The sequence below is a fragment of the Bradyrhizobium yuanmingense genome (genome assembly GCF_025200905.1).
Lineage (GTDB): Bacteria > Pseudomonadota > Alphaproteobacteria > Rhizobiales > Xanthobacteraceae > Bradyrhizobium > Bradyrhizobium yuanmingense.
Window position 1 is genome coordinate 2,594,264 of sequence record NZ_CP104173.1, and the last position, 11,655, is coordinate 2,605,918.

Sequence of the window (11,655 nt, forward strand, 5' to 3'; positions counted from 1 at the left end):
GGCAGCGGTTCGCCCCTTGACGCCCGCGATACGAAAGGGGCACACAAGAGCGGCATGGTGCTCGACGCGGCGCAAAGCGCCGGAGCATAATCGGGAATGGGGATGGGCGGACCCAGTTGCGGCGCCCAAAACCCCAGCCGCCCCCGCGACTGTAAGCGGTGAGGGCCTCCGAACCGCCACTGGACCGCAAGGTCCGGGAAGGCCGGAGAACCCAGTGAACCGCGAGCCAGGAGACCGGCCGTGCACGTTTTGAGGCCAAGGCCGTCGGGTGTGACGGCGGAAAGGAATTGAGCCATGCATATCGAACCCGGGATCGTGACGGGCGCCAAGCTCGTGTTGAGTTACGCAACCGGCATCGCCGCAGGCGGCGTTGCCTTGAAGCTCGCGGTCGAGACCGTGCGCGAGCAGGGCGCCGGCTCGTTCGCGGCGCGGACACTGGCCACCACCGCTCTCGTCTTCGTCTTCTTCGAAATCCTGCCGCACTTTCCGGTTGGGGTATCAGAGGTGCACTTCATCCTCGGCTCGACCTTGTTCCTGCTCTTTGGTGCTGCGCCCGCCGCCTTCGGCCTTGCATTTGGCCTGCTGCTTCAGGGCATGCTGCTGGAGCCAGTCGATCTGCCGCAATACGGCATGAACGTCACCACGCTTCTGGTGCCGCTGTTCGCGATCCAGGCGATCGCCAAGCGGATCATTGCCCGCAACACCGCCTATGTCGATTTGAAGTACGGTCAGGCGCTGGCGCTTTCGACGACCTACCAGGCCGGCGTGATCGCATGGGTGGCGTTCTGGGCGCTCTATGGCTCCGGCTTTGCGATGAGCAATCTCGCCAGCGTCGGGACGTTCGCTGCCGCTTATGCGCTGGTGATCGTGATCGAACCGCTCGCCGATCTCGCGGTGCTGGCGCTGGCGAAGTCGCTGCGCGGCGTCACCGCGCCCGGCCTCGTCACCCCGCGCCTGCACAACGCGGCGTAAGAGATCAGCGATGGGCGGCCGGTGTGGCCGCCCATCGCGCTCGCGATGCTAACGCTCTCCCTGATCGGCATCGGTTGCGGCGATCCCGCGCAGCTCACGCGCGCCGCCGTTGACGCCATCAACGCCGCCGATCTCATCCTGATCCCGCGCAAGGGGACTGCGAAATCCGATCTCGCCGATCTCAGGCGAACGATCTGCGCCGGTGTGCTCACCAACAAAACGACGCGCATCGCCGAATTCGATCTTCCCGTGCGCGATGCGACCGAGGCGGACTACCGCAAGGGCGTCGACGATTGGCACGATGCGGTGGCCGCGATTTGGTCGCAGACGATAGCTGGGCATCTCGAAGATGAGGGCAAGGTCGCGCTGCTGATCTGGGGCGATCCTTCGCTCTATGATTCTTCGCTGCGCATTGCGCGGCGGCTCGATCCATTGCCGACAATCGAGGTCGTGCCTGGGATCACCTCGATCCAGGCGCTGTGCGCGGCGCATGCGCTGCCGCTCAACGACATCGGCGAGCCGTTTCTGGTCACGACGGGGCGGCGCTTGCGCGAAGGCGGCTGGCCGCAGGGCGTCGATACCGTCGTCGTGATGCTCGATGGCGGCACGGCGTTCCAATCGCTGGATCCGGCCGGGCTTCACATCTGGTGGGGGGCCTATCTCGGCATGCCCGATCAGATCATCATGTCCGGCGCGCTGGCCGAGGTCGGCCCGCGCATCGTCGCGTTGCGGCAAGAGGCGCGCGAGCGGCACGGCTGGATCATGGATAGCTACATCATCAAACGCAGGCGTTGAGCAGCATGCTTCCCGAATGGGTTTATCAGAACTGCCCCGAGGTCTCCGCTGTTCATCGCGAGGCGGCCATTGCGCGGCAGGCGCAACTGACGAAGCCGACCGGCGCGCTCGGCCGGCTCGAGCAGCTCGCAATCGAGCTTGCGGGCCTGCAGGCCACCGAGCAACCGCGCGCCGCGCGGGTGCCGATCATCATCTTCGCCGGCGACCACGGCATCGTCGCGCAGGGCGTGTCGGCCTATCCGCAAGCCGTCACCATCGCGATGATGGCGAATTTTGCCGCCGGTGGCGCCGCGATCTCGGTGCTGGCGCGCGAGCTGGGTTCGAGCCTCGAGGTGGTCGACGCCGGCACGCTGGCCGAGGCGCAGATCGCGGGAATCGTCACCGACAAGCCGCGCAGCGGCACCCGCGATTTCAGTGTCGAGGCCGCGCTCACGCCCACGGAATTGGCCTTCGCCTTCGAGGCCGGGCAGCGCGCGGTGGTGCGCGCCGAGGCCGGCCGGCCTGATCTCTTGATCTTCGGCGAGATGGGGATCGGCAACACCACGACGTCGGCGGCGATTGCTGCGAGCCTGCTCGGTGTGAGCGCCGGGGAGATCGCGGGCAGCGGCACCGGCGTCGATGCGTTGGGCCGCGCGCACAAGGTGCGGGTGATCGATGCGGCGATCGCGCATCACGGCGTTGCGGGGGCGTCACCCGAAAAAATCCTGTGCGCTGTAGGCGGCCTCGAGATCGCGGCGATCTCGGGCGCGATCATCGCGGCTGCGCAACGTCGCATCCCCGTGTTGATCGACGGCTTTATCGTCTCGGTGGCGGCGCTGGCGGCGGCGCGCCTCAACCCGTCCTGCCAGCCGTTCCTATTGCCCTCGCATCAATCGGCGGAGCAGGGGCATCGGCTGGTGTTGCGCGCGCTGAATGTGCAGCCGCTGATCAGCCTCGATCTCAGGCTCGGCGAGGGATCGGGCGCCGCCATCGCGCTGCCGCTGGTGCGCTCGGCGTGCGCACTTCACAATGGCATGGCGACGTTCGCGCAGGCCAATGTGCCGGATCGGTCTTCTTGATGCGGCTCAAGCCACGCGCTGGTTGACCGACACGACGCGCCAACCGCCCGCCAGCCGGTCGATCCGGGTCAGCGACAGCGGATCGACGACGAAGCGCAGCGCGGCTTCCGGTGTGAGATCGAGCGCGATGCAGAGCGCAGCGCGTATGGTGCCGGAATGGACGACCAGTGCTGCGGAGCCTGCGCCAATCTGGGCCAGGCCCAGGCGGACGCGGGCGACCTGATCCGCAAAGCTCTCGCCATTCGGCGGCCGTCCGTGCGCCGGATCGCGCCAGACCTGCGCGTAGGCCTCGCCACCGGTCGCGGCGAGCTCGTCATGCCGATGGCCGGTCCAGTCGCCGAAATCCTGCTCGCGAAACTCGCTGATCAGCGCCGGTTCGAGCCCCAGCGCGCGCGCCGTCTCGACCGTGCGCCGCGACGGGCTGGCATAGCCGGCGACATCCGCGGGCAACAGCTGCCTTAGGGCCGCCAATGCAGCGTGATCGCCGAGGTCGGCCCGCGCATCGGCCGCATGGATCGTCCCGGGCACGCCCGCGACGGCCGCATGCCTGATCAACCAGAGGAAGGTCTCGCCTTCCATGCTCATCTCCAAGGAAGTTGGTTGCTGTGGCCCCAACGCCGCAACTGGCACATTGACTCTGTCTTGGTGGTAATCCTAGATGCTCGCGACGGTTTTCCCGAGAGGGAATGAAAAGGGAATGCGGTGCGGGGAAAATTGTCCCCAATGCCGCGGCTGCCCCCGCAACTGTAAGCGGTGAATCCTTCGTCAGGAGCCACTGGGTCCTCGGTCCCGGGAAGGCGACGAAGCGGTCACGACCCGCGAGCCAGGAGACCTGCCGTCAGCCGTGGTCACACGCGAAGATGTCGGTCGGGGAGTACAGACATTCGGCTTCATCGGACGGCTAAGGCCGAAGGTGAAACCTCGTTCGCTGTGACGTGCCACTGACGTCATACCGAGGTTTTCACCTGTGTCTTCCATCCGTATCGCACGACCGCGCCGCGTCCTGCTGGTTTCCGCCGCGTTCACGTCCTTTGCCGCTCTTGGTCTGCCGGCCGCTCTGGCGCAGCAGGCCCGAGAGTCGCTGCCACCCGTCGAGGTGTCGCCTGCCCAGGCCCGCAAGCCGGCCAAACCGGCAGCAGGAACGGCGCAGAGCGCGCGCCGCGCGGCAGCGCGCAGGCCGGCGGCTGTATCCGCAGCGCCAAGACCCGTCACGCCGGATTCGACGCCGCAAACGCCGCTCAACACCAATGCCGTTGCCGAAAGCGCCTCGCGGCTCGGCCTGACGGTGCGGCAGACGCCCGCGACGGTCGAGGTGATCTCGGCCGAAACCATGCGCGAGCAGGGCCATCGCACCGTGTCCGAGGTGGCGCAGGGCGCCGCCGGCGTCACCTCGGGCGACAACCCGGCCGAACCTTCGGCCTTCTCGATGCGCGGCTTCACCAACAGCCAGATCAACACGCTCTACAACGGCATCAAGATCGGTCCGCAGAACATGACCTCGCGGATCGTGGATACCGCCAATCTGGAAGCGGTGGAATTCCTCAAGGGCCCGGCTTCGCTGATTTCGGGCGAGGGCGCCGCGGGCGGCGCGATCAACTTCGTCACTAAGCAGCCGCACACCGGAGCTGTCAGCAACGAGGCCGATTTCTCCTGGGACTCGCTGAACTCGTTCCGTGCCCATTACGGCTCCGGCGGCAGCACCAATGTGCAAGGCCTGGACTATCGCTTCGACATCAGCCGTTCCGCCCTCAACGGCTTTGCCGATGACACCAATGTCAAGACGTTCGGCACGTCCGGCCAGCTCAACTACCGTGTTTCCGACAGCCTCAGGATCTGGGGTGCGGTCGAATATCGCGAAGACCGCTCGAAGGCCTATTGGGGCGCGCCGCTGGTGCCGGTGGCCTTCAGCGGTTCGCATGCGACGACGGGGATCGTCTCCGGCAATTACGTCTCGAATTACAACGGAACCAATCTCGGTGCCGTCACCATCGACGACCGCACCTTCAACACCAATTACAACGTTCTCGATAACCGCAACGTGGCGCAGGAAGTGTGGCTGCGTGGCGGCTTCGAGCTGAAGCTCGCGCCTGACCTCACGCTGAAAAGTCAGGCCTATGGCTATGGCGCGGAACGGACCTGGTTCAATAACGAGATCGAGGCGTTCAATTCCACCACGAACCTGGTCGATCGCGAGCGTTTCTATGTCGCCCACAGTCAGCGACTGGTCGGCAACATCACCGACCTGATCTGGGATACAAATATTGCGGGCTTCGACAATCGGCTCGTGACGACGCTGTCGTCGAGCTATCTCGATTTCGTCAGGCCCGGTGCGGCAAACTTTCCCGGCGATTCCGTTTCGCTGGTCGACCCCAACCGCGGTTTCTACGGCTTGCTCACGACACAGCAGCAGACCGCGCGCATCGACAACGAGGCGCTGTCATTCGAGGACCGGCTCAAGCTGACGCGCAGCTTCGCGCTGATCGGCGGCCTTCGTGTCGAGCACATCGGGCTCGACCGCAACTCGACCGACAAGAACGGTGTGGAGAAGGTGGGCTTCCCATTCAGGAAAGACTGGGCGCCGGTGACGGGCCGCATCGGCTACACCTGGGAGGCCGTTCCCGGCCTGACCTTCTTCAGCCAATACGCCACCGGCGCCGACGTCGCAGCCAACAACATCTTCCTGCTCTCGCCCACCCAGCCGCTCGATCTGACCACCGCGCGCACCTATGAGACCGGTGTCAAGCACCTGTTCTGGGACAATCGGGCGGAGTGGTCGTTCTCGGCCTATGACATCCTGCGCAAGAACGTCTATGCGGCCGCCGGCGGCATGCAACTGAACATCGCCGGACGACAGGAGTCGAAAGGCGTCGAGCTTGCCGCCTCGATACGCCCGATCGAGCCGCTGCGGCTGTGGGGCAACATCGCCTATGTCGATGCGCGCTATGCCGACTACAATTTTGCCGGCGGCTCGTTCTCCGGCAACACGCCGCCAAACGTGCCGCGTATCGTCGCCAATGCCGGCGCGTCGTATCGCTTCTTCACACCATGGCCGGTGGAGCTTGGCATCACCGGCCGTCATGTCGGCGACCGCTACAACACCGACGCCAACGTCGTGACGATGAAGGCTTACACCGTGGCCGACGTCTACGCCTTCGTCGACATCCCCAAGACGGCGTTCAATGCGGTCGACCAGGCCCGCCTGACCTTCCGTATCCGCAACATCACTGATAAGCGCTACGCGATCTGGGGCGATCCGTTCTATCCGGACCAGATCCTCCTGGGCGCGCCGCGCACCTACGAAATATCGGCCGCGTTCAAATGGTGAGGCCCTGAGCGCATGATGGGCGCGATCGTCCTCACGCATCGCTGGCTCGGCATCGCGTTCTGTCTGCTGTTCGCGATGTGGTTCGCGAGCGGGATCGTCATGCACTTCGTCCCGTTTCCGTCGCTGACGGAAGCGGAGCGATTTGCCGGACTTGTGCCGGTCGATCGCGACGGGACGAGGATCTCGGTCGCGGACGCCGTTGCGGCGAGCGGGATTGCCGATGGCAGGCGTGTTCGGCTGATCCAGCGGAGCGATGGACCGGTCTACGTCGTCTCGGGCTCCACAGGTTCGCGAGCGGTTCGCGCCTCCGATGGAGGAGACGCGTCGGTGACATCAGCCGATGTCGCGCTCACCATCGTGCAAGCTTATTCACGTCAGCGCGGGCTCGACGCGCCGCGCGCCGCGATCGTCGCGCAGTCGGACTACGATCAGTGGAGCGTGCCGAACGGTTTTGATCGGCATCGCCCCTTGTCTCGCGCCGCTCTCGGCGATGCCCCTGGAACGGAGGTCTACGTTTCGTCGCTGACCGGCGAAGTCGTCCTGGATACGAGGCGCAGCGAGCGCGCGTGGAACTGGGCCGGCAGCGTGCTGCACTGGATCTATCCGACAATTCTGCGCAGCAGCTGGGCGCTGTGGGATGGCGTGGTCTGGACGCTGTCGCTGCTGGCCCTGATCGCGGCATTGCTTGGTGCGGTGCTCGGAATCGTGCGTGTGAAAATGCGGGGACGCCAGCTCTCGTCGCCCTATCGTGGCTGGCACGCCCTGCATCACATCATCGGTCTCGTCGCGACCGTGTTTGTGCTGACCTGGATCTTCAGCGGCTGGCTGTCGATGGATCACGGCCGCCTGTTCTCGCGCGGGCAACTGACTCCGACAGAGGCCGGCGTGGTCGATGCCGCCCCGGATTGGCGAGACGCGTCGTCGCTCGATCCGCAGCCAATATCGCCGTTGGCCCGCGAGGTCGAATGGTTCGCCTTCAACGGCCATGTCTATCGGCGCGACCGGGTTGGTCTCGGCCGTCAGGCGTTGATCAGGGCAGGGGAGGCGCCGCGCGATGGACCGGCGCCATACCTGGATAGGCAGGAGATCGGCGACCTGACGGCGCGCCTTGGCGCCGGCTGTGCCGCACCGTTCCTGCTCGCCGGCAACGACGACTATCCGGCGCAATCCGCACTTCCGGGGGCCCCCGTCTACCGCACGACCTGCGGCGATCTCTGGTTCGATGTCGATGCCGCCGATGGCAAGCTGCTGCAAAGACTGGACCCGTCGCGCCGCGCCTATCGCTGGCTTTACAGTGCGCTGCACACGCTTGATTTCCCGATTCTGCTGGCTCATGCGCGGCTGCGTGACGCTCTCATTGTCGGGCTCTGTACGCTCGGGCTGATGTTCTCCATCACCGGCATCGTCATCGGCTGGCGGCGCTTGCGGGCATGGCTGGCGAGCGCATAGCCAGTCGCGAAATCTCCGTACCCGGCGCGACCCGTTCGGCGCGCCGGGTTATCCACCAGCGGCCGGTGATGTCCTCGCTTACCGACCGTACAATAAAGAGAGGCTGAGCCGACCTGCGTGCATAGCTCTTGGTCAGTGCTGTCTCCCGCACCGCCGACCGATCGCCTGCAAATTAGACAAACGGCCTTGTGCGATCCGATTGCAGTGCAACGGGCGCTTCTATTTGCCTCGAAGAATCCAAGGGTGCGCTGCACATTTTGACTTCGCGGCCTTCTGCTCTCTGCGCGAGCAGCGCTGCACGGAAACGTGCAGCCGATGCTGCGCCGCGCAAGGCCGGTGGCTTGCTAGCGCTTTGGTTTGCGACAACTCTGACCCTATCCCGCGGCCATCGCTCTGTCGCACGCTCGCACGTGATGGCATGACAGGGAATGATGATGAACGTCACGCGTAGCTGATTGTGCAGATGAGCGATCCCGGCAATCATTGGGAGGTCGGCACCGATATCGGTGGCACCTTCACCGACATCATCGCGATCCGGCGCGATTCCGCGGAAGCGCGGATTGCGAAGGTGCCGTCGCGCCCCGACGCACCGGTGCAAGCGATGCTGGAGGCGATCGAGGCGGCCGGCCTGCGCAAGAGCGAGGTGAAGCGCTTCGTCCACGGCACCACGCGCGTGACCAACGCGATCGTCGAGAACCGGCTGCCGAAGGTGGCGCTGGTCGCGACCGAAGGCTTTGCCGACGTGCTCGAGATCGCGCGCTATCGCCGCCGAGACCTCTACCGGCTCGACATTCCGCCGAAATCGCTGCCTCTGGTGCCGCCTGAACGCTGCTTTGGGCTCGCCGAGCGCCTCGATCATGAGGGGCGGGTGCTGAAGGCGCTCGAGGAAGCGGAGGTCGAACGCCTGGTGGCGTGGCTGAAGGGGACCGGCGTGCAGAGCGTCGCAGTCGCGCTCCTTCACGCTTATGCCAATCCGGTGCATGAAAAGATGCTGGGCGAGCGGCTCAGGGGCGTCGTCGCCCACGTCTCGCTCTCGCACGAGGTGAATCCCGAGGCGCGCGAATATGAGCGAACCTCGGCAACCGTGTTCAACGCGGCCGCGATGCCGATCGCGGTGGAATATCTCAGCGAGCTGGAGCAGCGGCTGCCGATCGGGCCCGGCCTGCAGGTGTTTCACTCCGCCGGCGCCATGGTGCCGATTTCGGCGGTGAAGCAGCGTCCGCTGGTGATGGCGATGTCGGGCCCGGCGGCCGGCGTCTCGGCGTCGGTCAGCATTGCGCGCCAGCTCGGCTGCGCGCGGATGCTGACCTTCGACATGGGCGGCACCACGACGGATGTGTGCCTGATCGTCGACGGCCAGGCCGAGATGACCGACGGCCGCATGCTCGGCGACAAGCCGCTGCGCCAGCCGATGCTCGCGGTGCACTCGATCGGTGCCGGCGGTGGATCGATCGTGCGCAACGGTCCCGGCGGGCTGACGGTCGGGCCAGAGAGCGCCGGTTCCGAGCCGGGCCCGGCCTGCTATGGCCGTGGCGGCACGGAGCCGACCATCACCGATGCCAATGCGGTGCTCGGCTATCTCAATCCTGAGACCAAGCTTGGCGACCGCATCGGCATCGACATCGCGGCCGCAAAGCGCGTCATCGCGCCGATTGCCCGCGCGCTCGGGCTGAGCCTGACGGAGACGGCGCTCGGCATCATCAAGGTCGCGAACGCGACCATGGCCCGCGCGCTCCGCCGCGTCACGGTCGAGCGCGGCATCGACGGGCGCGATTGCACGCTGCTGGCCTTCGGCGGCGGCGGCCCGATGCATGCCGCAGGCCTCGCCGATCTCTACGGCATTGCGGAGGTGGTCGTGCCCAGTGCGTCGAGCGCATTCTCGGCGTTGGGCTGTCTCACCGCCGATTTCAGCTTCCTGCAGCAGCAGACCCTTCGCGCCGCCCTCGACGGCATCGATCTCGCGCGCGTCTCGGAACGGATCGAGGCCCTGATTGCCGATGCCTCGGCGCCGCTTCTCGCCAGCAATGTTGCGAAGGCGGACATCCAGGTCGAGCTGGTGGCCTTGATGCGCTACGCGGCGCAGAATGACGCCATTCCGGTATCCTTCACGCTGCCGCTTGACGTCGCCAGGCTGAAGCAGGACTTCCTGACGCGGCACCACGAGCTGTTCGGCTATGCGACCGGTGAGCCCTGTGTCATCGAGTCCGTGCGCGTGCAGGCGCGCCGCCCGTCGACGACGGTCGTCAGCCGACCCGCGACGGCAGCAAGGGCGGTGTCTACGGGCACGCGTAGCTGCTCGTTCGACGGCTTCCATGACATCCCGACCGCAATCATCGACCGCGCCTCGCTGACCGAGACCGTCAACGGTCCCGCCATCATCGAAGACGCCTGGTCGACCGTGGTGGTGCCGCCGGGCTGGCAGGCGAGGCCCGATACATCAGGCAATCTGTTCCTGACGCGGAGGGCGGCATGAAGCTCGATCCGTTCGTCGTCGAGGTCATCAGGCACGGGCTCTCCGCCGCGGCCGAGGAGATGAGCCTCGTCATGACGCGCTCGGCGCGCTCGCCGCTCTTGCGCGAGGCCGGCGACCTCTCCTCCGCGATCACCGACGGTCACGGCGGCCTGGTCGGGCAGGGCCGCGACATTCCGATTCATCTCGGCGCGATGGCCTACACCATCCCCGAACTGTTGAAGGTGATGCCGCGCGATGGCCTGAACGACGGCGACGTCGTGATCTACAATGTCGGCGCGCTCGGCGGCAATCATCTCAACGACGTCAAGGTCGTGCGTCCCGTCTTCTTCGACGGCGAGATCGTCGCCTTTGCAGTCAGCCTCGCGCATTGGCCCGACATCGGCGGCACCTGGCCCGGCAGCTATTTCGCCAAGGCGGTCGATACCTTCCAGGAGGCGATGCGGATTCCGCCGGTGCTGATCGCGACGTCGGCCGGCCTCAACACGCCGATCGTGCAGCTGCTCAAGGCCAATGTCCGCGATGCCGAATCCTGCGAGGGCGACCTTCTTGCCCAGATCGCGGCGACCAAGGCCGGCGAGAAGCGCATCGTCGAGCTCTGCCGCGAGCATGGCAAGGCGGTCTTCATGGCGGCGCAGTCGCGCCTGCACGACCTCTCCGAAATCGAGATGCGGGAAGCGCTGCGCGATCTGCCGGATGGCATCTATGAGGGCGAGGATTATCTCGACGACGGCAGCGCGAACAACGCGCCGGCGCGCATCCATGTCAAGATCACCATCCGCGGCGACGAAGCGACCTTCGACCTTTCCGGAAGTTGCGACCGCGTCTCCAATTTCTGCAACACGACGCCATTCATGGCGCGCTCGGCGGTCGCCTATGCCGCGCGCATCATGAGTGGGCGCGACATGCAGCAGAATGCCGGCGCGCTGCGGCCGCTGACCATCATCACGCGCCCGGGCTCGATCCTCGAGCCCGGCTGGACCGCCTCCGTTGCCGCCGGCAATCACGAGACCTCCATGCGCATCGTCGATGCGATTTTCCGTGCCATGCAGGACACCATTCCCGAGCGCCTGTCCGCGGGCGGTGCGACCACCGCGGGTGTGCTGTTCTTCGCCGAGCCGCGGCCGAACGGGTCGTGGAAGATGCTCTATGAAGTCCATGGCGGTGGCGAAGGCGCGCGGCACGATCGGGCCGGCACGTCCGCGACCCGCGTGCATCTGTCCAACACCTCGAACACGCCGGTCGAGGTGATCGAGGCGAATTACGCGATCCGGCTCGAGCAGCAGGCCATCCGCCGGAATTCCGGCGGCGCGGGCGCGCATCGCGGCGGTGACGGCTCAGTCCGCACCTACCGCATCCTGGCGCCCTCGATGCACCTGACCACCTGCGTCGAACGCATGGTGATGGCGCCGTGGGGCATGCAGGGCGGCTCTCCCGGCAAGGCCTGCCGCATCTCGCTGGTTCGGCAGGGCGCCAACGTCGCCATCGACGGCAAGTCGAACCTGGTGTTGCAGCAAGGTGATCTCGTCACGATCGAGATGTGCGGTGGCGGTGGCTACGGCGCCGTTCCGGCGGAGTGAGGCAGT

Annotated in this window: 8 protein-coding genes and 2 riboswitches; of the genes, 7 read left to right on the top strand and 1 reads right to left on the bottom strand. The window is 66.1% G+C overall.

All coding sequences use genetic code 11. The features are described from left to right. The first annotated feature begins 38 nt into the window (after positions 1-38). A riboswitch (cobalamin riboswitch) is annotated at positions 39-257 on the top strand. A 37-nt stretch (positions 258-294) separates the two neighbouring features. Genes N2605_RS12095 through cobT form a run of 3 tightly spaced genes read left to right on the top strand, consistent with a single transcriptional unit; the run spans position 295 to position 2,825 of the window. After that, on the top strand, positions 295-972 hold the full coding sequence (locus N2605_RS12095; RefSeq protein WP_036023541.1) for an energy-coupling factor ABC transporter permease: 678 nt from the start codon (positions 295-297) through the stop codon (positions 970-972). Between the two features lie 45 nt (positions 973-1,017). Further along, on the top strand, positions 1,018-1,767 hold the full coding sequence (gene cobF, locus N2605_RS12100; RefSeq protein ID WP_036023548.1) for a precorrin-6A synthase (deacetylating): 750 nt from the start codon (positions 1,018-1,020) through the stop codon (positions 1,765-1,767). Between the two features lie 5 nt (positions 1,768-1,772). Beyond that, complete coding sequence (cobT, locus tag N2605_RS12105) at positions 1,773-2,825, top strand: nicotinate-nucleotide--dimethylbenzimidazole phosphoribosyltransferase (RefSeq protein ID WP_260346646.1); 1,053 nt, start codon at positions 1,773-1,775, stop codon at positions 2,823-2,825. Between the two features lie 6 nt (positions 2,826-2,831). On the opposite strand, the gene N2605_RS12110 is transcribed toward cobT, so the two are convergent. After that, entirely contained in the window at positions 2,832-3,404 is a 573-nt protein-coding gene (locus N2605_RS12110) for a histidine phosphatase family protein (RefSeq protein ID WP_260346647.1), read from the bottom strand. A 72-nt stretch (positions 3,405-3,476) separates the two neighbouring features. Beyond that, positions 3,477-3,679: riboswitch (cobalamin riboswitch) on the top strand. A 113-nt stretch (positions 3,680-3,792) separates the two neighbouring features. On the opposite strand from N2605_RS12110, the gene N2605_RS12115 reads away from it, so the two are divergent. The 4 genes from N2605_RS12115 (at position 3,793) to N2605_RS12130 (ending at position 11,649) form a co-directional block, all read left to right on the top strand. Then, positions 3,793-6,150, top strand: a complete 2,358-nt coding sequence (locus N2605_RS12115) for a TonB-dependent receptor (RefSeq protein ID WP_260346649.1) — start codon at positions 3,793-3,795, stop codon at positions 6,148-6,150. A 12-nt stretch (positions 6,151-6,162) separates the two neighbouring features. Further along, positions 6,163-7,599, top strand: a complete 1,437-nt coding sequence (locus tag N2605_RS12120; protein WP_260346651.1) for a PepSY domain-containing protein — start codon at positions 6,163-6,165, stop codon at positions 7,597-7,599. Between the two features lie 463 nt (positions 7,600-8,062). Next, positions 8,063-10,072: a hydantoinase/oxoprolinase family protein gene (locus N2605_RS12125; RefSeq protein ID WP_260346653.1), complete on the top strand. Its 2,010-nt coding sequence runs from the start codon at positions 8,063-8,065 to the stop codon at positions 10,070-10,072. After that, positions 10,069-11,649, top strand: coding sequence for a hydantoinase B/oxoprolinase family protein (locus N2605_RS12130; RefSeq protein WP_260346654.1), 1,581 nt, complete (start codon positions 10,069-10,071; stop codon positions 11,647-11,649). The genes N2605_RS12125 and N2605_RS12130 overlap by 4 nt, the downstream gene beginning before the upstream one ends. Positions 11,650-11,655 lie beyond the last annotated feature (6 nt).